18 protein-coding genes are annotated in these 24,275 nt (G+C 34.5%); 3 read left to right on the top strand and 15 right to left on the bottom strand.

Annotated elements, in window-relative coordinates; all coding sequences use genetic code 11:
* Window positions 1-160: 160 nt before the first annotated feature.
* From EM308_RS08770 to EM308_RS08725, 10 genes are all read right to left on the bottom strand, one after another.
* Entirely contained in the window at window positions 161-1,096 is a 936-nt protein-coding gene (locus EM308_RS08770; RefSeq protein ID WP_035639189.1) for a malate dehydrogenase, read from the bottom strand.
* 60 nt (window positions 1,097-1,156) lie between these two features.
* On the bottom strand, window positions 1,157-3,097 hold the full coding sequence (gyrB, locus tag EM308_RS08765) for a DNA topoisomerase (ATP-hydrolyzing) subunit B (protein ID WP_035639186.1): 1,941 nt from the start codon (window positions 3,095-3,097) through the stop codon (window positions 1,157-1,159).
* A gap of 449 nt (window positions 3,098-3,546) precedes the next feature.
* A complete protein-coding gene (locus tag EM308_RS08760) occupies window positions 3,547-4,128 on the bottom strand; it encodes a hypothetical protein (RefSeq protein ID WP_070261817.1) in 582 nt (193 codons plus the stop codon).
* Between the two features lie 244 nt (window positions 4,129-4,372).
* Window positions 4,373-7,702, bottom strand: a complete 3,330-nt coding sequence (gatB/aspS, locus tag EM308_RS08755; RefSeq protein WP_035638004.1) for a bifunctional amidotransferase subunit GatB/aspartate--tRNA ligase AspS — start codon at window positions 7,700-7,702, stop codon at window positions 4,373-4,375.
* Complete coding sequence (locus EM308_RS08750; protein ID WP_035638002.1) at window positions 7,702-9,099, bottom strand: amidase; 1,398 nt, start codon at window positions 9,097-9,099, stop codon at window positions 7,702-7,704. Before EM308_RS08750 ends, gatB/aspS begins: the two co-directional genes overlap by 1 nt.
* Before the next feature lies 1 nt (window position 9,100).
* The gene (locus EM308_RS08745; protein WP_035638000.1) at window positions 9,101-9,370 is read right to left on the bottom strand and encodes an Asp-tRNA(Asn)/Glu-tRNA(Gln) amidotransferase subunit GatC; all 270 of its coding nucleotides are present in this window, start codon (window positions 9,368-9,370) and stop codon (window positions 9,101-9,103) included.
* 275 nt (window positions 9,371-9,645) lie between these two features.
* Entirely contained in the window at window positions 9,646-10,095 is a 450-nt protein-coding gene (locus tag EM308_RS08740) for a hypothetical protein (RefSeq protein WP_035637998.1), read from the bottom strand.
* 124 nt (window positions 10,096-10,219) lie between these two features.
* Window positions 10,220-12,037, bottom strand: coding sequence for a TonB-dependent receptor (locus tag EM308_RS08735; RefSeq protein WP_231560022.1), 1,818 nt, complete (start codon window positions 12,035-12,037; stop codon window positions 10,220-10,222).
* A 61-nt stretch (window positions 12,038-12,098) separates the two neighbouring features.
* Window positions 12,099-12,962, bottom strand: coding sequence for a PhzF family phenazine biosynthesis protein (locus EM308_RS08730; RefSeq protein ID WP_035637996.1), 864 nt, complete (start codon window positions 12,960-12,962; stop codon window positions 12,099-12,101).
* Between the two features lie 103 nt (window positions 12,963-13,065).
* Window positions 13,066-16,080, bottom strand: a complete 3,015-nt coding sequence (locus EM308_RS08725) for a tetratricopeptide repeat protein (protein WP_035637994.1) — start codon at window positions 16,078-16,080, stop codon at window positions 13,066-13,068.
* A 399-nt stretch (window positions 16,081-16,479) separates the two neighbouring features.
* Here EM308_RS08725 and EM308_RS08720 point away from each other — a divergent pair, with 399 nt between their 5' ends.
* On the top strand, window positions 16,480-17,163 hold the full coding sequence (locus tag EM308_RS08720) for a cell division ATP-binding protein FtsE (protein ID WP_035637992.1): 684 nt from the start codon (window positions 16,480-16,482) through the stop codon (window positions 17,161-17,163).
* A complete protein-coding gene (locus EM308_RS08715) occupies window positions 17,163-18,059 on the top strand; it encodes a glycosyltransferase (RefSeq protein WP_035637990.1) in 897 nt (298 codons plus the stop codon). Before EM308_RS08720 ends, EM308_RS08715 begins: the two co-directional genes overlap by 1 nt.
* Before the next feature lie 127 nt (window positions 18,060-18,186).
* On the opposite strand, the gene EM308_RS08710 is transcribed toward EM308_RS08715, so the two are convergent.
* From EM308_RS08710 to EM308_RS08700, 3 genes are all read right to left on the bottom strand, one after another.
* Window positions 18,187-19,263 (bottom strand): glycosyltransferase family 4 protein, encoded by a 1,077-nt coding sequence (locus tag EM308_RS08710; RefSeq protein WP_035637988.1) that lies wholly within the window; start codon window positions 19,261-19,263, stop codon window positions 18,187-18,189.
* On the bottom strand, window positions 19,260-19,664 hold the full coding sequence (locus tag EM308_RS08705) for a sugar 3,4-ketoisomerase (protein WP_035637986.1): 405 nt from the start codon (window positions 19,662-19,664) through the stop codon (window positions 19,260-19,262). The genes EM308_RS08710 and EM308_RS08705 overlap by 4 nt, the downstream gene beginning before the upstream one ends.
* 230 nt (window positions 19,665-19,894) lie before the next feature.
* On the bottom strand, window positions 19,895-20,989 hold the full coding sequence (locus EM308_RS08700; RefSeq protein ID WP_035637984.1) for a glycosyltransferase: 1,095 nt from the start codon (window positions 20,987-20,989) through the stop codon (window positions 19,895-19,897).
* A 48-nt stretch (window positions 20,990-21,037) separates the two neighbouring features.
* Here EM308_RS08700 and EM308_RS08695 point away from each other — a divergent pair, with 48 nt between their 5' ends.
* A complete protein-coding gene (locus tag EM308_RS08695) occupies window positions 21,038-21,934 on the top strand; it encodes a glycosyltransferase (protein ID WP_035637982.1) in 897 nt (298 codons plus the stop codon).
* Window positions 21,935-22,037: 103 nt separating this feature from the next.
* On the opposite strand, the gene EM308_RS08690 is transcribed toward EM308_RS08695, so the two are convergent.
* Window positions 22,038-22,760 (bottom strand): acyltransferase, encoded by a 723-nt coding sequence (locus EM308_RS08690; protein WP_231560021.1) that lies wholly within the window; start codon window positions 22,758-22,760, stop codon window positions 22,038-22,040.
* A gap of 25 nt (window positions 22,761-22,785) precedes the next feature.
* Window positions 22,786-24,273 carry an O-antigen translocase gene (locus EM308_RS08685; protein WP_035637980.1) on the bottom strand — a complete coding sequence of 496 codons (1,488 nt, stop codon included), beginning with the start codon at window positions 24,271-24,273 and terminating at the stop codon, window positions 22,786-22,788.
* Window positions 24,274-24,275 lie beyond the last annotated feature (2 nt).

Here is a 24,275-nt window from a genome sequence, read left to right as displayed (position 1 = left end):
ACGTCGAATTTGAAAAACAAAAACGAACCGCACGATTTATATCATTTTTTTAAACCGAGCAAATATATAATTAACGAAATGATTAACCAATTTATTTATTGATTAAAATCAAAAAAAAGACTGCAAAAATTGCAGTCTTCTGTTTTTTATACGTAAATTATTATGCTAGAACACTTTTCAAATCAGCATTCATATTTCTTACAGCGTCTGCACTTTTTGCAAAAGCAGCTTTTTCAGCATCATTTAATTTAATGTCTACAATTTGCTCAATACCGTTTTTACCTATAATACAAGGCACCCCGATACAAATGTCATTTTGACCATACTCACCTTCCAAAAACACGGAACAGGCAATCATTTTCTTTTGGTCATTCAAAATACTGTCCACCAAATAGGCAACAGACGCTCCAGGAGCATACCAAGCTGAAGTTCCCAGTAAACCAGTCAACGTAGCCCCTCCCACCATTGTAGCAGCAGCAACTTTTTCTAACTCTTCTTGAGATAAAAATTCCGAAACCGGAATACCATTATAAGCAGCCAATCTTGTTAAAGGAATCATAGTCGTATCTCCGTGCCCGCCAATAACCATAGCAGAAACATCATTCGAAGGTTTATCTAATGCTTTGGACAAATAATATCTAAAACGAGAACTATCCAAAGCTCCACCCATTCCGATAATTCTGTTTTTTGGCAAACCTGTAGCCTTCAATGTCAAATAGGTCATTGTATCCATTGGGTTTGAAACCACAACAATAATTGCGTTTGGAGAATGCGCCAAAACGTTATCAGCAACAGTTTTTACAATTCCTGCATTAATCCCAATCAATTCTTCTCTAGTCATCCCAGGCTTTCTTGGAATCCCCGATGTGATTACAACTACATCACTATTTGCAGTTTTGGTGTAATCATTAGTAACCCCCGAAACATTAGTATTAAAACCAGTATTTGTGGCACATTGCATGATATCCATGGCTTTCCCCTCAGCAAAACCTTCTCTGATATCCAATAATACTACTTCACTTGCAATTCCTCTATAAGAAATTGAATCTGCACAGGATGCTCCCACATTCCCGGCTCCTACAATGGTAACTTTCATTTTTATTTATTTTTTTATTAATATCAAAACAAAAAAAGAAAATACAGTTACACTCAAAAATTACGCATCTATATTTGCGTAAACTGCATTTTTCTCGATAAACTCTCTCCTTGGCGGCACTTCATCACCCATTAACATCGAAAAAACCCTGTCTGCTTCTACCAAGCTATCAATTGTAACCTGTCTTAGTGTTCTGAAACTTGGATCCATTGTAGTTTCCCACAATTGCTCTGCGTTCATCTCTCCAAGACCTTTATATCTTTGTATTGCTGCGCTTCCTCCCATTCTTTCATTGGCCTGATCACGCTGAACATCTGTCCATGCATACTCTTTTTTATTTCCTTTTTTAACCAAATACAAAGGCGGAGCAGCAATATAAACATGTCCTTCTTCTATAAGTTCCTTCATAAAACGGAAAAAGAATGTCAAAATCAAAGTAGAAATGTGGCTACCATCGACATCGGCATCACACATGATGATTACTTTATGGTAACGCAATTTTGAAATATTCAAAGCTTTGCTATCTTCTTCTGTCCCTACAGTCACACCAAGTGCTGTAAATATATTTCGAATCTCTTCGTTCTCAAATACTTTGTGGTGCATTGCTTTTTCCACATTCAGAATCTTACCTCTTAAAGGCAAAATCGCCTGAAAATTACGGTCACGACCTTGTTTTGCAGTTCCACCCGCCGAATCTCCCTCGACAAGATATACTTCGCATTTTGCAGGATCCTGCTCAGAACAATCCGATAATTTCCCTGGCAATCCCCCACCGCCCATAACGGTTTTACGCTGAACCATTTCACGCGCTTTCTTGGCAGCGTGACGAGCCTGAGCAGCAAGAATCACTTTTTGAACAATAATTCGAGCATCATTTGGGTTTTCTTCCAAATAATTTTCAATCATTTCACTTACCGCTTGACTTACGGGCGAAACAACTTCTCTGTTTCCTAATTTGGTTTTAGTCTGACCTTCAAATTGAGGTTCTGATACTTTTACCGAAATAATCGCTGTTAGTCCTTCACGGAAATCATCTCCAGAAATATCAAACTTCAGTTTATCCAACATTCCGGAAGCATCAGCATATTTCTTCAACGATCTTGTAAGACCCGTTCTAAAACCCTGCAAGTGAGTACCTCCCTCATGCGTGTTGATATTATTTACATAAGAAAAAATATTCTCGCTATAGCTTGTGTTGTAAATCAAAGCAACCTCAACCGGAATTTCTCCTTTTTCGTGATCCATAGAAATTACGTGGGCAATAATTGGCTCACGATTTCCATCTAAATACCTGATATATTCTTTTAACCCTTCAGTAGAATGAAAAACCTCTCCTAAAAAGTTACCGTCTTTATCTTTTTCTCTTTTATCCGTAAAAGTGATTGTAATTCCTTTGTTCAAGAAAGCCAATTCACGCATACGAGCCGAAAGTGTATCGTATGAAAACTCCGTTGTTTGCGTAAAAATTATTGGGTCAGGGTAGAAAGTCTGTCTAGTACCTTTTTTATCCGTTTCACCAATTTGTTTCACCGGATACATCGCCTTACCTCTTTCGTACTCTTGTTCATAGACTTTTCCATCTCTGAAAACAGTCGATTTCATATGAACCGAAAGCGCGTTTACACAAGAAACCCCAACTCCATGGAGACCTCCAGAAACCTTATACGAATCTTTATCAAATTTACCTCCGGCACCAATTTTTGTCATTACAACTTCAAGTGCCGAAACGCCTTCTTTTTTATGCAAATCTACCGGAATACCACGACCATTATCTTCAACCGTAATAGAACCGTCTTCATTGATATCAACTCGAATCGTGTCACAATAGCCTCCCATTGCCTCATCGATAGAGTTATCTACTACTTCATAAACTAAATGATGTAATCCTCTTACACCTACATCTCCAATATACATCGATGGACGCATTCTCACGTGCTCCATTCCTTCTAAAGCCTGGATACTGTCTGCTGAATAGCCGCCCTTCTTAATCTCTTCGCTCATATAATTTAATCTAAAAAATGTGTTTTTCGTCTTACGCACAAATATATGAAACCATATAAGAATTATTGGTTAAAATCCCATTTTAAGTTGTTAAGTTATTAACAAAAAGACGGAAATATCTGTTTGAATTTCGGTATCGATAAAAATAATACTTTTAAAATTCAATATCTATGACAAAAATCAATTTCAATAGCAAAATTCAATATCAATGGCAATAGCAAAAGTCAATTTCAATTACAAAAGTCAATTTCAATGGCATTGCCAGAATGGTGATTATTTTTCTTAGGAGCAGAAACATTTGGCTTTTCAAGAAGCATCCTCCCTCTTTGCGCTATATCTTTTCCTTTTTAAAGAAAAAAGGAAAAGGATGTCGCTTCAATCGGGGCTAGGAATCAACATTCTGCTTTTTTAGAAGTAATTACCCCCCCCTTTTAAATGGAAAAATAATATCAATTTAATCTTAAAAACAAATCGATATATTCTGTTAGCTTAAATGATTGCTTAGAATAATATTCAAGAACAATTTCAATGTGTTGTTTAATAGAGTTACTAAATTTCGAGATGCTTCCAGGTTCCAGATATAATATATTTCCTTTTTTATTCTCTTTATTCTCTTTTTCCATATCTAGAGTTAATAATCTGTATTTCTCATGATCGAAATCAGAGCCTAAAAACTCTAAAACTTTACTAATTGAGGGATATATATTATGAATATAATCGTTGTAATCAATATTTTGAAGATTTTCCCATTTTCTAATCCCTTGCTCAAAATCTGGTCTATATTCTACCAAAATCACTTCTTGATCAAACATTTTTTTTTCATCTGATCCGAAAATTTTAATATTCTTACAAGCAATAGCACTTTCAATTCCACAAATTTGAGCATCTATAAGTATAATATTTTGATATATAGATTCAAATAATAATTGCCCTTGTTTCAAATCTCTTCTTGAAGCATCTTCACTTGTAGCTTTTAGAAGAATATTAAATTCTTTACAGTTTTTTGTATATTCAAAAAAAACTAACTTCATTAATTTAAATTATTATTTGTTTAAAATTTTGTAAACATTACACACTTCAAATGATAAATAATATCTAAATTATTTATTAATCTAAAGTATAAATATTCATCAACAAATTACTAAAATAAATTCTATTTAAAACATAAAATTTCAACAATCGAATAAAATAAAAAACTCAATTCTCTCCATTAAAAAAACGGATTTACATCTTTCGATGTAAATCCGTTTTTTATTGTTATGTTTTAAAAATTACTTATCTAATAATCCTCACATTCATTTCTTCCACCTTTTTATCAGACAGCAGCGTTGGCGCTCCAAACAACAAATCATCGCTTGTTCCCGTTTTCGGAAAAGCCATAACTTCCCTGATGGATGATTTTTTCTCCAAAATCATCATCAAACGATCAATTCCCCATGCAATTCCTCCGTGTGGCGGCGCACCGTACTGAAACGCTTTATACATCGTTCCTACACTCTTAATCATTTCCTCTTTATTGTAACCCATATTTCTATAAGTCGCCTCAAGAATCTCCGATTTATGCGCTCGAACTGATCCTCCTCCAATTTCGTAACCATTCAGGATTAAATCGTATTGCTGCGCAATAATAGTTCCTATTTCGTTATCATCACCCTTCATATGTTTCTCCAAGTCATAAACCGCCGGCATAGAGAACGGATTGTGGGTAAATGTCCATCTTCCCTCATCAGTTCTTTCAAACATTGGAAAATCAACCACCCAAGCCGGACGCAATTCCTTAGGATTAATCAAATGCAACATTCTACCCATTTCCTGACGAACAGCATCCAACGCTTTGTTTGCCGTTGCATAATCTGCCGCTGAGAAGAATACAATATCACCCACTTGCGCATCTGTAGTTTTTATAATTCCTACCGCAATATCTTCTCCCAAGAATTTAATAATTGGCGATTGTAACTCATCTTCATTTACAATAATATAAGCCAATCCGCCTAAACCGTGCTGTTGTGCAATCGCGGTAAGGTTTTCGATCTGACCTTTAGACATTCGCTTATTGCCTTGCTCTTTGGCCGAAACCTTGATACATTTTACAATTCCCCCATCTTCAATTGGTTTACTGAATACTTGAAAAGTCGTATCTTTTACAATTTCGGTGATATCTTGCATTTTCAAGCCATAGCGCAAATCAGGTCGGTCACAACCGTAATAATCCATGGCTTCTTTATAGGTAATCACTTCAAACGGTTTCAAAATCCACTTGTTGCCATATATTTTCTTCACTACTTCATTAAACATTTTGGTGTTTAAATCGATAATTTGCTGCATATTCCCATAAGCCATTTCCAAATCCAACTGCGTAAATTCAGGCTGACGATCCCCGCGGGAATCTTCGTCCCTAAAACAGCGGGCAATCTGGAAATACTTTTCATAACCACTTACCATCAACATCTGTTTGAACTGTTGCGGTGCTTGTGGTAATGTATAAAACGCACCGGCTTGTTTTCTTGAAGGAACAATAAATTCACGTGCTCCTTCATCAGTTCCAGCGCTCAAGATTGGAGTTTCGATTTCCAAGAACTCTTCTTCATCCAGAATGTCACGCAATAATTTGATTACTTTATGACGGTTTACAATAGCTCTTCTTACCTCTTCATTTCGGTGATCCAAAAACTTGTATTGGAAACGAACTGTTTCGTTTGATTTTGCTGCTCTTTTAATTTCGAAAGGCAATGTTTTGGATAAATTTAAAATTTCCAACACCGAAGTTTCCAATTCTATTTTACCCGTACGTAAACCGGCGTTATAATCATCTTCATTACGACCTACTACTTTTCCTGTAACAGAAATTACCGATTCCGGTTTCAATTTCACTAACTCATCAATATTAGGAAATGATTCTCTACTGATACGCACTTGGAAAATCTCATAACTCGAATCACGCAAATCGATAAACATCAATTCTCCGTGATCACGAACACTCGAAACCCAACCTGCCAACATCACTTCTTCACCGATGTTTGCTTCTGTTAATTGCGAAATTTTATGTGTTCTATACGTATCCTTTATGATAATAGGAATTTCCGGAAGTGTTTCTTCCTGACTTTCCTTTTGCTCTGCAACGGCTTCTTTAGAAACTTTTTCAGAAGCTTCTTGCTTTTCCAAAACAGCGGCGGCGCCTAATTTGTCCAAAATAATTTGGCGGATCAATTTTCCATTGGCTCCTTTTCCGATAATGCCTAAAATTTTACCAACCAAAATACCGGCTTTTCCTTGATCACCCGCTTTTATATCATTGGCAACAGCCTCATTTTCTGAAATTACTTTAGCAATAACTTCTTGAATCTTATCTTCTGAAACCGTGTTTTCTTCAAAATATTTATTATAATCAAAAGTTCGGTCTTTCAAATAACCAACAATAGCATTTTGAACCAAAACTGCCGTGATTTTTTCAGCCTTAAATAATTGGAAAATTTCGATTAAATGCGCGATACTATGAATTTCGGCATAATCTTCGATCTTTAAATTATTGGCCAAAGTTTTAGCCACAAACGAAGGATCTTTAATTTCGTTATTAATTTCCACAAATGTTTGTGAACGCAATTTATCTGCTGTAAAAAACTTCGCATCCTGTGGCAAAACACCACCGCTGATTAAAATGGATTCAACTGCATAAGGCAATGCACTTGTATCAACTTTAATTGCTTCAATTTCTTTTTTGATATTTACAAAAGGTAAATCTGGTTCAGAAATAAAACGGTAATCGGCTTCAAATTCCTTTTTACGCATGGTTTTGGTTTGCTTCAAATCGGCATCCCACAACACAGTCGTTTGGTCAGGTCGAAACTCTTTATTTTCTATAAAATAATTGAATTGCTTCTCCACTTCTTCTTTTAAAGCCTCCACCATAAACTTAAACGAGTTCAAGTTCTTGATTTCAGTTCTTGGATTCAAATCATAAGAATGTTTCTTGCGCAAAGACACAGAAACATCTGATTTAAATTCTCCTTTTTCAAGGTTCGCTTCAGAGATTCCCAAGTTTTGAACAATACGTTGAATGTACTGCGCATAAGTTGAAGCGTCTTCAATATTACGGATACATGGTTCTGTTACAATTTCAATCAACGGAACACCTGCTTTATTAAAATCAACTAACGAAATTTTCTTTTCGTGCATCAATTTCGCAGCATCTTCCTCAATATGAACCTGAGTCAAATTCACAGTAAATTGTGTACCGTCATTTCGGTAACAAGATACGTGACCGTCAGGAATTATAGGATTATGAAATTGTGTAATCTGAATATTTTTCGGGTTATCCGGATATTCGTAGTGTTTTCTATCCCAAGAAATCACTTCATTACTAAATGACGAATCAACTGCTTTACCAAAGTAAATCGCCTTTGTAACCGCTTCTTTGTTTACGGCAGGCAAAACGCCCATTTGTCCAGTACAAACCGAACATATATTTTGGTTAGGTGTTTCAATTTCTTGATTTGGACAAGAACAAAACAACTTGGTTTTGGTATTCAATCGAACGTGTGTTTCCAGTCCAATTACCAATTCTAAATCGTGGGCTTTTATCGCCGCTGTTAATTGCTCCAATTCCATTATATTGTATCTTTTAAGAAGTTTGCAAATTGCAACACTAATTCATCATTATTTTTTGCTGCAGTAATTTGCAGTCCTGTGGCAGTTCCTTGTGGCACGGTCAAAGTTGGCAATTGCCCCAAACTAAAACCAACCGTATAAGCATCCGATAAATACATCGCCAAAGGATCTTTTAAACTGTCTCCGATTTTAGGCGGAGTACTTGGTGTAACTGGAGATAAAATAATATCTACTTCTTTGAAATCTTTACTGAAGTTTTCTGAAATCTGATCTCTTAAAGCCAATCCTTTTAAATAAATTTCATCTGAAAAACCTTGTGACAATACTTGGTTTCCACCAACAATTCTGCGTTTTGTTTCTTCTGAAAAGTTTTCAGAACGTGTTACGGCATACGTATCAATCAAATTCTCACCTTCAATGCGGTTTCCATAATTGGTTCCATCCAAACGGGATAAATTCGAAGCTGTTTCGGCCATTGCCAAAGTATAATAAGTAGAAACCAAAATATCCGATTTGAAAAAATCCAGTTCTTTCACTTCAATTCCTTTGGCTTTAATTTTTTCGATACTTGCTAAAAAGTCGGCTTTTATTTTAGCATCAATAGCATCGCTTTCAACGAAATTTTTAAAATAACCCACTTTTTTCACAGATGAAGTTGCAATGGCGCCTTCAGTAATTTCTGTTGAAGTGATTGAGGTTTGATCTTTTGGATCTTTTCCGCTCATTACATTCAGCACAATTCGGATATCTTCAATTGATTTTGCCAATGGCCCCACACAATCTGTAGAGGAAGCGTAAGCCATAAGTCCAAATCTTGAAACTCTTCCGTAAGTTGGTTTCAAACCGTAAATATGGTTGTACCCAGCCGGCTGACGAATCGAACCTCCTGTATCTCCACCAACGGAAAATACGGTATAATCTTTGGCAACATTTACCGCAGAACCACCGCTTGAACCACCGGCAACCAATTCCGGATTGACAGCATTTTTTACAGCTCCAAAAATCGTGTTTTCACTCGATGAACCGTGACCAAAACTGTCGCAGTTTTCTTTTACCAATGGAATAGCACCCGCATCGAGTAATTTTTGAATGGCAGTAGCAGTGTACGGCGATTTATAATTTTTCAACAAATCAGAACTTGCAGTTGTGTAAGTTCCCTGTAACATATAAACATCTTTGATTCCAAAAGGAATTCCTTCCAAAAGACCGATTTCCTCTCCTTTTGCGATTTTAGCATCAACTTTAGCTGCCAATTCCAACGCCAAAGTATCCAACAGGGAATTTACAGAGTTATATGTATTTTGTTTAAGTAAGTCTAATTTTTCTTGTACCAAAGCCGTACAAGTTATTTGTTTTGACACCAATTGTTGGTGTATTTGTTTTATTTGAGAATCCATTTTATCCTTCTATAACTTTAGCAACTACTAAAAAACCATTTTTTTTGTTCGGGAAGTTTTCCAAAATAAGCTGTTTTTCGATAGCCGAACTCTCTACCACAACATCATCTCTTAAATCACTTACAGACACGCAATTATAATTGACAGTATTTGCAGGATTATTATTTGAAGGATGTGCATTTTTAATTACATCAAACAATTGGTTCACGCTCTCCGAAGGCTGCGCTCCTTTAATACTCGACAAGATGTCGACTGTCATTATTTTGCTCATAATTTTACCTAGTTTTAAAGTCAGACTTTTAAGCTGGCGAAATTACAAAAAGTTTTATTAGGGAATCATCTTTTTTTAATGATTTAGATAGTTTACAACGAATGCAAACACCGATTTAACATTATGTTTAATTTGACTACATTATTTAACAGTGTTTTGAGAAATGATAAAACTTTAACAAAAGTTGGATGTATTGCAGATTTATAAATCTAACAATTAATTTTTAGCCACAGATGACACGGATTAAACGGATTTCACACAGATTAATTTATGAATCAGTTGATTTCCTCAATCAAATACTTTGTCCCATTAATTTCAAAAGTAAAACCAACCGTATTTCCAATTAACTTATTTCCAAGTGGAGATTGCGGAGACAAAGCAATAACATTTATACCTTCAATATTAATTTTTGGCAAAGCCAAAGACAGGTACAAATAAATTCCGTTGGCTTTTACCAAACTTCCCAAAATAATAGTTTCTGCCACAAACGAAGCGTCGAGTTTATCCAAAACCGCTTTCTGCCCCAACACCTCTTTGAGTTTGGCGTTGAGTTTTTCCTGCTCGATATGCATCATCGACAAAGCAGTTTCGTGTTTATCGCCGGCAGAACCTTTCGCATCATTTTTGGAATCTTCGGTCAAAGCCGAAATCATATCCCTGAAAGCGTCGATTCTGTCTTGTACTAATTGATTATATCGGTGGTGTATTTTTTGTTTGAAAGTCATTATGAAAAAAGTTACTAAGTTGCAAAGTTACTAAGATCCTAAGATATGAAGTCGTTAAGCAGTAATATTCCGATATCTTCATAACTAAAAACTTAGATTATTAGATTCTTAGCAACTCAGAAACTTAAAAATCAAATTTATAATTTCCTCCCAACATTACCTGAAAACCTTGAACCGGGTAATTTAGCCATTTTTGGTAACCGTTATTCAAAATATTATTCGCTTTCAAAAAGGCGGTAAATCTATCGTTGTGTTTGTATCTCAAATTGGCATTCAAATCAAAATAACCATCCAAAGTAATTGGACTTGGAGCCGTAACATAAACAACATTCGTATTCAATTGTTGGTCTTTACGTTCGCCAACATAAAATAAATTAATTCCCATCAACCATTTTTCGGTTATAGCGAAATCAACTTTTGAATTCAGTTCAATCGAAGGCAAATTCCAAGCTTCTTCTTGGAATTTAGTCGTATAAGTACTTAGGGTTGCATCGGCTTCCACAGTCACCCCTTTGGCTAAATCGGCTTTGATTTCACCATACACACGCATCGTTTTCAAATCATCATAAACGACTTGAAAGGAATTCCCGAAAGCGTAATTGGCATTCGTACTATTTTCATTGTAGTCATTACTTCTCAACAACGCTTTATTTTCATCAGAGATGAACGACGCTTTAACATCATAACTCACTGTACTTGCCAATTTCCCTTTTAGTCCAACATTTACATCATACAATTCATTGGTTGGTTTAATCTGCAAAGTGGGAGAAAGATAAGGATTTCCATCTACAAAATCTTTATAGTTGTTTTGTTTCAGGTTTCCGTTTGCACCCGTATAAAACACCATCAAATCGCCAACTAAATTATAAGAAGCCTTAACAGCCGGATATATATAAAACTTATTAGTATCATTTTCTTTGCCCATACTGTAAACAAAACCTGCACCAATATCGATTGTCCAATCGTCTCTTTTCATTACAAAACTAGGAACGATTCCAAAATTTGTAAATCCGTATTGAAGGTCTGCAGTATTGGTTCCCGAATAATCTTTCTTGAAACTACCATCAAGATAATCGACAAAAACTTTAGTTTTTACGGCTTCGTCCAACACATCAAACTTAAAAGTTGGCGCTACCAAAAAACGATTTTCAGCAGAACTGTAAGCATCCGTAAAATGAGTAAAATCCAAATTAACATCTTGTACCGCACTTTCGTCAAAAGCCAACGAACCACCCGCAGTAATCGTATTATAAGATTGTTGCGGATTAATCCCATTTATCAAAGCCATACTATCAGCAAGGGGCAATGTATTTCCAAAACCGGAAGGCAAACCGTACCAATTGTAAATTTGATTTTGATAACCCGCTTTTATTTTCCAAGACATTCCCTCCTGATTTCCTCCGTAAAACAAATCGATTTTGGTATCATAAAAATAATCGTCTAACAAAATATCTTTTATACCGCCTTGAGAAGAATTATGGCGAAACATTCCTCCAATATATTCACTGTTATTAAGGTCTTCATTCACGTACAATTCGGCATTCAAATGACCATAATTCCCTAAACCAAGGGTCGCATAATTTTTGAAAATTCTTTCCTGTTTTGCTTTATCAACCCCTTGCGCATTTCCTTTGGAAGGTGAAAAAGTCGAAGCCACCGGAAAAGGCAAAATCGAATATTGCACGTTTTCTTTTTTGGCATTTTCTTCATTGGTAATCACGGGAACTTCTTTTTCTTTGAACGCATCAGAAATTGTCGGGGTGAACGGTTTTACGACATTGACAACTTCTGTACCAATATCATCCTTTTTGTCTTTTTTGTCTTGGGCAAAAGAAAATTGGGTAAGGAATAAAAGTAACCCCACCCCAACCCTCCCCAAAAGGGAGGGAGCCAGGAACGTTAAATACTTTCTTGTGAATGTTTTTATGCTTTTGATTTTCATCTTTTTTCTATTTTCTATATTCTATTTTCTAAAATCTGATTTCTGCCTTCTGCCTTCTCTTTTATACTTCCCATTCGCCTTTGGCAATAAATTGTGTTTTACCACCAATTTTTATATCAAAATAATCTTCTGATAATTTTCCGTCAAAATAAATTCGGGAGGGTCTATTGATGAAATCACCTTGATGATTGACTGTTTTAATTTCCGCCGAATGGTATTTCAAAAGAAAAGCTTGCAAACAGGTACTTGCACTTCCAGTCGCCGCATCTTCCATGATTTGGTTGCTTTCGATATACAACATTCTGCTGTAGAGTTTTCCCTCGCCAAAACAATAGAAATAAAGTGCTCTATGATTTGTTTTGCAATGAAACAAAAGCCATTCTTTCATTTTCGGCAATTCGAGATTTAAGTTCTCCAATGCTTTTTTGCTTTTAAGCGGTACAATCACAAACGCACTTCCCGTGGTCACTTCCTGAACCGGAAAATCCGAATCAAAATCAGATAGACTTAAATTACTGAAAGGCAGTAAACCTTCCTTTGGGAAAATATCCAAAAATTGAGGCTGTGCGGCCTGCAACCAAACTAAATCTCCCGATTGCTTAATTGGGATTTCTCCAATTGGAACCGTCAATTTCAAAGTGCGTCGTTGACTTTCGAATATTTTATTCATCAAAACCCAAGAAGTTCCAATCACAGGATGACCGGCAAACTTCATTTCGTGTTCGGCGGTAAAAATTCTGATTTCGGCACTGTTGTTTTCGGGCTGAAGAACTGTGATAAAAGTACTTTCTGCAAAATTTATTTCTCGTGCAATTTTCTGCATCATTTCCGAATCCAATTCTTTGGCATCCAAAAAAACCGCCAATTGATTTCCGGCATATTTTTCCTCAGCAAAAACATCCACTATATAAAAAGGTAATTTCATATATGTAAAAATTATTTATTATAGGTCATATATGGTATCACCTTTTTTTGTTGATGTTTGTTTGCAACAAACCCGCTATTAATGGTGATTTCATATTGCTTTTCTATTTAGTGATTGATGAATTTGTTTTGGCTTCCTCCGCTTTTATTCTATTCAATTCGGTTTTGGCTTCTTCAACAACATCCGAATAATTGCTGAAATTCTCGATTACATTATCCAAAACATAAGTCGCCTGATAACTATCTTTCAACCCGTAATAATTTTTTGCCATCAAAACCAAACCTTTGGCTCCAAAATAACGGTAGCTCGAATAATTTTTGGCTAATTTTTGAATGGCAGTATTCGAAAGTTCAAATTTTCCGTCTTTGTTTTTAAAGTAAGCATCATAATACAAAGCTTCGGCGGCGAGTTCCCCTTTGCTTACACTTAGTAATTTTGCGTAAGCGGTTCTGGCTTTTGCCTCATCACCAGATTGCATTGCGGAACGGGCTACAATGATTTGGGCATCGCTTTTTACATTCTCCTCCGTTTTTGGATTGTTCAAAACTCTGTCAGCGTACACCACTGCATTTGCATAATCTTTTGTTTCATAATAACATTTCATCAAATTCGCTTGCGCAAATGTTTTATTCTGAGGAAAATCGGCTTCTTTTTCAATGCGAACCAAAATCGGATTTGCTTTGTCGCAATTAGTCTCTTTCAAAAATATCTGAGCCAATCTCACCAACGACTGTTCCGTATATTCGCAACGAGGCTGACTTACAACATACTCATAATTAGGAACCGATTTGCTCTCTGAACCTTCTGAATAATACAATTGTGCCAATTGAAAATTAGCTTTCAAAGCATTTACCCCATTTGGAAATTTCGAAATATAACCGCTGTAACCCGAGATTGCCTGCTTGTTGTTTCCTTGCCCCAACTGTTTTTCGGCGGCCTCAAAAGTGTCGTTATCCAACTCCAAATCGGTTACTGCCACAAAATCCAAAGTGCGTACCCAACTCGCATATTCATCTACTTTTCCATTATCAACATAAATAATTCTTGCAGTCGAAACGGCTTCGTAAGCTTCGGGCGTTTTAGGAAATTCTGAAGCTACTTTTTTGAATTTGGCTATAGCCAAATCATCCTTATCCGAATTATAATAAATCAATCCCTGGCGCAAAATTGCTCTCGAAGTATAAGAACTGTTTTTGAAACCTGTCACGATTTTATCATAGGTTTTTATCGCTAAATCCGTTTTGTTTTCAGCAACATACGTATTTCCTAATTCAAACAAAGCATCATCCTGAAAATCTGATTTTGGATACAATGACAAAAACGAATTCATCTCTTCGATTTTTTTACTGTTTTTTGAAAGAAATCCATAACAAAGCGCTTTTTGAAAATAAGCATAATCACCATCCACGCTTTTGGATTCAATTACTTTGATGTAAGCATCCAAAGCCGGTTGGTATTTTGCGGTTACGAATCGACAATCAGCAAGACGCAAATAAGAATCATTCAATCGAACTTTATCCGTTTTATTATTGTCAATTTGGCTTTGGAAAGAATTCCCCGCGGCATCATATTCCTTCAGCTTAAAATTAGCGTAAGCAATATTGTAATTGATGTTTTTGAATTCGGGCGTTTCTTTGGCTTTCGCCAAATTTGCAAATTGCTGATAATCCGACAAAGCTTCTTTATAATCCTCTAAATTAAACTCCGATTCTGCTTTCCAAAAAGAAGCACGCGCTGTAACAACAGCATCTTTTGGTTCCTTTATTGCTTTTTCGAACATCAATAATGATTCCGAATAATTTCCTTCATTATACAATTCCAATCCTCTGTAGAAAACCACTTTTTGATACGCTGCCCTATTTTCCGGAGTTTTATTTTTATCTAATAAAACCAAAGCTTCTTTGTAGTTTTTGGAAGAAATATAAGAATCAATCAATAGTTTTTCTATCGTTCCATTATTCGGATTTGCAGGGTATTTATTAATGAAACCCAATAAAATTTCTGGAACACTTTGGTACGAATTCCCAATTTCATAACTCAGTTTTGCATAATTAAAACTCGCATCCTCCTGCAATTTTAAGTTAAAATTCATTTCCGAAGCATTTTTGAAAGCATTCAAAGCTTGTTGCTTTTTCCCTGATTTCAAATAACTTTCTCCCAAATGATAATACGCATTTTGGGCCACAAAATCATTTCCGTCAATTATTTTATTGAATTGTGAAATGGCGTTTTCATAATCTTTTTGCACATAATAAGCATATCCCAATTGATAAAAATCGGTATTGTTCCATTTTCCTTTTTTGCCTTTATAACCTACCAAATAAGGAATTGCTTTATCGTATTGTTTTAGATTAAAATAGCTTTCGCCAATGATTTTATTCAATTCCGATTTTTCCTCTGGAGTAGAATTTGGCATTGCTTTGATTCCTAAATCGATGGCTTTTTGAAAATCGCCGGATTTAAAACTCATATCCGATTTATAATAAGACAATTTTTCGGAATATTTTTCATTAGTAGCAACCTGGTCAAACTGTTTATTCGCCTCAGCATAATCATCAGATTCATAAGCCATGAATCCCATATAATATTTGCTTTGCGTTCCGTATTGATTGGAGTTGGCTACTTTACTGAAATAGTTTTTGGCCTCCTTTGTTTTTTTGGAATCAAAATAACAATATCCTTTTTCGAAATTATATTTATCACGATCACTGTTTTTCAGAACACTTTCGTCTACTTTATTAAACCATTGCAAAGCCTCTTTGTATTCCTTGTGGTCAAAATAATAATAGGCAACATCAATGTAAGCCTGATTTTGCTTGCGACTTGAAGGGTACTCCTCCACAAAACGATTTATCAGCTCCTCGGCATTTTCCTGATCGGTTCGAATAGCACAATTGGCAATATAATATGCGCAATCCGACTGCAATCCTTCAGTTGTGGCAGCATCTTTTACATTCTTAAAAATAATTTGAGCCGAAGCATATTGCTTATCCTCATACAAAGAAAGTGCTTTGTCAAATTCTTTTAACGAATATGTGTAAATCGTCGATTTTTGTGAATAAAGTGATGTTATTTGAACAGTAGAAAAGAATAAAAAGAGCCAGGGAAGTTTACGCATTGTTGTTATTATTTATTATGGTCAAATATATTATATATGAATTTATAACGGAAGCTCCTTTGTTTTTATTATAAACTATTTTTTGAACAGTTACCTGAACTCTCTTTTTTATACTATTATTTATGCTAAAATTTTCTCTCAGAGATTTTTAAAAAAATTCAGTTCTCGCAAAGTCGCAAAGTCGCAAAGCTCTGAACCATTCTCTTTGCGACTCTGCGCCTTTGCGAGAAAAAATCAAGTCCAAAACTTATACAATTTTTAAGTTCAATCGTAGTTAGCTATTAAAAATAAAATTAGAATCATTTTTTTTAGAATTTAACTTTTGCTTTTTATTTTTCTCCTTTTACTTTTGTATTTGGATTTTATCTTTTTACTTTTACCCAATAAACACATTTTATCATGTCACAATCTGTACTGTCTTTAAAAAACGTAAACATATACCAAGAAGGAAAAACTATTTTATCCGATGTTAATCTTGAAGTCAATCATGGCGAATTTTTATACATCATCGGGAAAACGGGTTCCGGAAAGAGTAGTTTATTAAAAACATTGTACGCCGATTTACCTTTATTAGAGGGTGAAGGAAAAATTGTGGAATTTGACTTGGCTACTTTAAAAGAAGATGATATTCCGTTTTTGAGAAGAAAAATCGGGATTGTTTTTCAGGATTTTAAATTATTGCCGGACCGTACGGTAAAAGACAATATGCTTTTTGTTCTGAAAGCGACGGGTTGGACTGATAAAGCAGAAATGGATGCCAAAATTGATGATGTGCTAGACAAAGTCAACATGAAAGATTTTGCCAACAAAATGCCTCACCAACTTTCGGGTGGTGAACAACAGCGAATTGCCATCGCAAGAGCCTTGTTGAACGACCCTGAATTTATCCTTGCCGATGAACCAACCGGGAACCTTGACCCACAAACCAGTGTTGAAGTTCTTGAAGTTTTAAGACAAATCAACAATCTTGGCAAAACAGTTATCATGGCAACTCATGATTATGCATTGCTAATGAAATATCCATACAAAACATTAAAATGTGAGGATGCCACCATTTTTGAAGTGGTGCAAAGAACCGTGTAATGCTTTCCATTCTTATTCCGATTTACGATTACAATGCTTTTCCGTTAGTGAGCGAATTGCATCGACAATGTGTGAAATGTAATTTGGAATTCGAAATTTTATGCCAAGATGATGCTTCTGTTCTTTTTTTAGACCAAAACAACGAAATCAATAACTTAGAAAATTGTTTTTTTTCTACCAATGAAACTAATTTTGGCAAAAGCAAAAATATCAATCAAATAGTTGTTAAAGCTAAGTTTGACTGGCTTCTTCTTTTGGACTGCGACACATTTCCGGAAAGTTCAAATTTCATTTCTAATTATCTAAATGAGATTCAGAAAAAAGAAAACAAAGCTGTTTTTGGCGGACTTCTTTATGAATCCAAACAACCACAAAAAGAGCAATTATTGCGATGGATTTATGGCCGAAACAGGGAATCACTTTCGATAGAAAAAAGAAAACAAAACCCAAACAAAAGTGCCTTAACTTCAAATTTAATATTGAAAAAAGAGCTCCTTCTGCAACATCCATTTGATCAAACCATCACAAAATACGGCTACGAAGATTTGTGTTTTTTATCAAAATTAGAAGCAAATAAAATAATTGTTTCTCATATTGAAAATCCTGTTTTTCATTTGAATCTGGAGACTTCAATTGTTTTTTTAAAGAAAACCCAAACTGCTTTGGAAAATCTAGTTTTATTATATAATTCTAATAAAATAACAGCCGAGTCTAGCAAGATAATTTCCTGTTTTGTTATTTTAAAAAAATTAAAATTAACCGGATTGACTGCTTTTCTTTTTCAAAAAACCAAAACCAAAATCGAAGCCAATTTACTTTCTCAAAAGCCTTCCTTGTTTTTATTTGACCTCTATAAATTGGGTTTCTTTTGTACTTTAACGCAGATTAAGCAATAAGAATAAATTTCACGAAGATACTCAGAGGATACACGAAGATTCGCAAAGAAAAAGTATCTCCTTGAAAATGGCTTTGAAAATTTCGCGGTACTCTGCGAATTCTTTGCGTTTCTTTGCGAAATGAAATCTAACGCAAATTTTCCAAAAACACCTTCCACTCCTTCATTATTTTTTCGGCTGAAAATTGCTTTGAAGTTTCTGTTGCATTGGAACCAAATTTCAATCTTTGCTCTTCATTTTCAATCAAAAAAGTAATTTTTTCGACAAAGATCTCAGCATTTCCGTCAGGAATTAAAAAACCGTTATAATTGTCTTTAATAATGGCGCGTGGGCCAGTCGGACAATCGTAAGCTACACAAGGCAAACCCAAAGTCATTGCTTCCAAAAATACCATCGGCAAACCTTCGGTTCTTGAAGTCATCAATAAAAAAGACGCTTCCAAATATTTTTCTTCAATGTTTTTTACAAAATTGAGATAATTAATTCCCGAATTGATTCCAAAATCAAGGGCTTTTTTTTCTAAAGAAACAACATCATCCGTATAAATATCCAAAATCCAATCGGGATATTTTTGATTGATTTGTTTCCAAATAACCAACAATCGATCCAAACCTTTTTCATAAGAATTCCGCGCTATTGCAATAGCTTTTTTGTATTGTAAATTGGCTTTGTTATGGTTTTCAATCCAGGAAGGATTCTTAATGACAAAGGCATTTTTAACGTTCCATTCTTTTAAACTTTCCTCGGACAAAGCTACCATTTTGGTAAATTTCCCGGCAGCAAAATCTTTAAACCAATATTTTAATTTCAAAAGAAAACTAGCTTTCGACGCTTTTTCTTCAACATATTTGGAACCGTGACATTCAAAAACAATTGGCGTTTTTGTTTTTAAAATAAAAGGATATGAAAACGCCTTCAAACCATTATCGGCAACCAAAACCACATCGGGATTAATCGCTTTAATTTTTTGATTTACACTTTTTTGAAACAAAAAAAAGAAACGAAAAATATTCCCTCCCAAATTCATATTATGAAAAATAATTTTGGAATTGAATGAATAAAAGGGTTCTAAATTATCTTCATTTTGAGACAAAACATGAACTTCGTAACCAAAATTTTCGACAAAATAATTGGCTTTTATACTCAAAACGCGGGCAACACCTCCGGCGCATTTTATTTTGGGAACAATGTAAAGTAGCTTCATTTTTTTGTTTTCAAAAAAGCATCATAATCCCGAATATAATCGGATTCATCAAAAACATCGGAAGCAAAAACCAAACAAACAGCACCCGAAGAAAAATTTTCCAATTCTCTCCAAATCCCTTTTGGAAGATACAATCCAAAGTTGGGTTTGTTTAACAGAAAACTCTTTTTGTCCTTTCCGTCATGCATCACAACTTCAAAACTACCACTTAGTGCAACCAAAACTTCTTGCTGTTCAATATGGGAATGTCCGCCTCGAAACGCAGAACTTGGCACATCAAAAAGATAATAAACACGCTTAAATTCAAATGGTAAAACTTCTTTTTCTACAAAAGCAAGATTACCGTTTAGGTCTTCTACAACGGGAATTTTGAGCAATGAAATATCTTGTATTGTTGTCATATTTACTGTTCCTTACTCATTGGGTAAAATTATTTTTAAACACATAGAAACATAGAATTTATAGTGTTTAAAAAAGATTTAATAGTCGTTTTACTCTCACATAGCTAATCTATGTGACCCGAGACCGAAGGGCGAACTGACGAAGTAAAAATAGTTCTATTTCTATTCAATCTTTAATAATTTACAATTAAATCTATTTGCCTATGTGTTTCATTTTTTTAAACTGAATTTTATTCATTCAATAAATTCAACCATAAAGCACCAACTTTTTCAAGATGAAAAGGAGCTATACTTTCGAATGTATTTTCTTTTAGTTTTTGATATAAAACTTCCTCTAAAACAAGCTGATTCATCGCTTCGATAAGTTTTCCCCAATTTTGATTTTCTACTAAAATACCATTTTTAAAATTCGTAATCATATCTCTTGGTCCAAAATCACAATCAAAAGACACAACCGGAGTTTTACAGGCCAACGATTCCAAAATCACATTTGGAAATCCTTCATTTTTACTGCACAAAACCAAAAAGCGAGCTCTTTTCATAAACTTAAACGGATTGTTTTGGTATCCTAAAAGATGAATAAAATTGGAAACATTATTCTTCGAAATAATTTCTTTCAGCCTAGATTCATCACCATTTCCCACAATCACCAAATGAATTTGTTTTTGAGACAAAACTGATTTTGAATATGTCTCAATCAGCTTATCAAACTGTTTAATATCGTTTTCATATTGCCCGACTGCGAGAACAAATTCAAAATCAAAATCTATATTTTCATCTTGTTTTTGAAGAATTTCTTCGATATTAATCGAATTTGGAATAGCGACTACATTCTTCAGCTGATGACTTTTTTCAATGTACAATTTCATTTCGTCGCCAAGAGCCACATTTGCCAAGCAATGATTGTACATTAATCGCGTCAGCCATGAATTATTGGGCATATAATGGTCAATCAAAAAACTATGAACCGTAAAAATGGTTTTGACATTATAAATCAATCGAGCCAAAATAAGTTCCTGAATGATTTTGGTACGAAAACGAAAATCGATAATAAAATCAAATCGATTCGTTTGCAAATAATTGCATAACGCGCCGAGTCTTACCATTTTATTAAAAAAACCATTGAATTTATTTTTCAGCAAACCTAAGTTTACCAATTTCCCAGCATAAGGATAACTCACTTCGTCCAACACAATAATTATGTCAATTTCATAGCCTTGACTTTGCAAAAAAAGAGACAGATTTGCCATCACTTTATCGCTTCCGCCTCCGCTTAAGCGATAGCCAATCAAAGCAATTTTCTTCTTTTTGTGAGACAATATCATATTCGAATTCTTATTTTCGTATCAAATATATAACTCTTTAAAAACAATATGCAAGATAATTCATTGGTCACCGTTATTTGCCTATGTTACAATCATGAAAAGTTTGTTACGGAGAGTTTGCTTTCGGTTATCAATCAGGATTATCCTTTTGTAGAACTGATTATTGTTGATGATTGCAGTACCGACAATTCAAAAACAATCATTTCAGATTGGCTTAAAAAAAATCCCAAAGTCCAGTTTATTGCCAATGAAACCAATTTGGGAAACACAAAATCCTTCAACAAAGCATTAAAATTCGCCAAAGGAGAATTCATTATTGATTTGGCTGCCGATGATATTTTATTACCCAATTGTATTTCACTGCAACTAAAAAAATTCAAAGAGAGTCGTTATAAAAAATTAGGCATTGTATATGGAAATGCCGAATTAATTACGGAAGAAGGAGCCTTTGATTCGTGTTTTTTTCCATTAGACGAGAATAAAAAAACCATCGAAAACAGACCAACCGGCGACATTTACCTTTCTGTTCTTTCGGGGGGCAATAGCATTTGTTCAGTCTCGGCGATGATAAAGAAAACTGTTTTTGACCATTTGGGCGGTTTTGACGAAAATCTTGGTTACGAAGATTTAGACTTTTGGATTCGGACATGCCGACTGTACGAAGTTGATTTTATAGATGAAATTTTGATACAAAAAAGGATAACCACAAATTCTTTGGGAACTCATTTTTATATCAAAAAAGACCCAAAAGCGAGAAAAATAAATTATTCTACCTATTTGATAATTAAGAAAGCAATTGCACTAAATCAATCCAAAACAGAACACAAAGCTATTTTAAAAAGGATTCATTTTGAAATGATTTTGGCTTATAAAAACGCGGATTTCAAGTTGATGTTCCGGTATTTTTTGCTTGAAATAAAACAAAGAATTCGGACCCTTTTATAACCACAAATTAGCACAAATTAAATTTGGAGTTTTATTACCCGATTTGAGTTAATTTCATCTACGAAAATCTTCGTATTAAAAAACATTAGGAATCTTAAAGCTTTCAAATCATCAGAAACGCATCCAAAGCTTCTTTTTCCCATTCCCAATCTCTTGAAATATTTTCTCTGATTAATTTTGCGGGGATTCCTCCAATTAGAATATTGGAACCCATTTTGAAATAATCTTTATTGCAAATACTATTGGATGCAATTGTGCAATAATCGGCTGTTTTTGTTTTTGACATTATGGAAACCCTATTTCCAACATAATTATAATTTCCCAAATTGATTGGAGCTGTCATCGATAATTTTTCACCAGTAAGCGTATCAATCATTGGGTGGAAATTGGAATCCATAATTTGTGATTCGTGACCAATTCGACAATATTCTCCCAAAACAATTTTTTCGATACAAATCAATTTTCCGTCTGTGCCCAAAGACGACATATTTCCAAGTTCACAATAAGCATTCTTGCCTATGTAAATAAAATAATCTTTCCCAAACTGCATATAACCATTAAAAATCATTTTTCCCTCGATAAAAATTTCAGCAATTCCTTTATGCAAAGTGTTCATTTCATAAGGCTGACCAAAACCAATCATCCCTCTTTTTATATTCCCTCGAATTATGATTTCTCCTTTTATTGAAGTGAATTTTACTTTTCCATAGAAAAAAAAAGGAAGTTTTTTGGCTATTGAAAAAGGGAATTTTTTAAAATTAAAATACAGCGTTTTAGCCCAGTTTACCGAATAGTAAAACTTGATTTTGTGATAAATCGTTCTCAATTTTCTATATTTATTTTTAGCAAAATCAATCATTTCTTCTTTTACTTATCGAATTAAATAAATATTTCAGTCCTATTTTTTTATCCAAATGATACAAAACAAAACCAAAAAACAGAATAATCATCAGGGTCATCAGACTGTATTTTAAAATCGGGTTTTGAATGTATCGCATACAAAAAACGGCAACACACATCGCTATGCAAATTATATATGTTCGAAAAAAATTATCCTCAAAATAGAAATCATATCGTTTTCCTGTGATTATTTTCATAGCCACTAAATGTACCAAATAGTAAATCAAAAAACTAAAACCAAGTCCGTCCAAACCATAAAAATAATAGCCTAATATATTTAAAATAACAGATAGAAAATTAAAACAAAAAGCCGTTTTAATGAACATCTCCGAATCTCCTTTGGCTATCAAAATAAATCCCATTGACCAAGAAACTGCTCGAAACAACATCCCTAAAATCCCAAAACACACCATAGGAATAATCGATAGAAATTTCGAAGTGAACAAAATTTGAACAATAATCGGGGCAAATATCAGGAACAGAATTACTATTGGCGTCATAATAAAAACTGACATATAAGACTGCTCTATCACACTCACCCTGATTTTTTGTTTATCGTTGCAAATGGAAGATAATTTCGGAAAATAATCGGTGCTCATTACCGTAAAAACAATTCCAACATAGGAATTCAGTAAAGTAAAACCCGAGTTGTAAAGTCCAACTTGATTCAAACCGCCCGTTTTTCCGACATAAATCTGAATGATGTAGGATGCCAACAACGTCATCAGTCCACTTAATGACATCATCAATCCCAGTTTGACAATGCCTTTTCCTTCTACTAATACTTGAGAATTCGGAATAGTGATTTTCTGAATTTTAATTTGTTTCGAAAAATAAAACGATACTAATAATGACGACAAAGAAGTTACCACAATAGTAGGCACAACCGCATCTATCCGATAAAAATAATATAACGGAACAGAAAGCAACAAACCGATTAGATTTCCGTAAAAGTTGGCTTTCGCCAAAGTTTTGAGCTTTCTTAATCCCTGAAAAACGACCATTTGACCAACCGTCAATTGCCGAAAAAAAAGTGTCCCCGACAAGTAAACAAACAAATATGTATAATTGGAATTCCCAAAAGTAAGTTGACTCAAAACGCCTGAAAATGCAGTAACCATCAAAGCACCAAAAATCCCAACCCAAAACGTCATTTTTCTGACGACAGTAACAATTCGGGAAACCGATTGTAAATCCTCCTCATTGTGTTGTTCTGAAATGTGTTTTACTGCGCTGGTTTCGATGCCCAAACCTGTGATTCCGCCAACTGTATTCAAGGCCGAATTAAGCAATGCAATAATCCCCATTCCCGCGGGACCGATAAACAATGCAACCAATTTTGTTCTGACAATGGAAATCAAAATATTTAAAAATTGCATCCCACCAAAAATGGAAGTCGCTTTTAGAATTTGTAAATATGACGATTTGCTTTCGGTCACAA

Origin of the sequence: Flavobacterium gilvum (assembly GCF_001761465.1) — a bacterium.
GTDB classification, from domain to species: Bacteria; Bacteroidota; Bacteroidia; order Flavobacteriales; family Flavobacteriaceae; genus Flavobacterium; species Flavobacterium gilvum.
The sequence above is the reverse complement of the archived record's forward strand: the minus strand, read 5'-3'. Positions and strand labels throughout refer to the sequence as shown.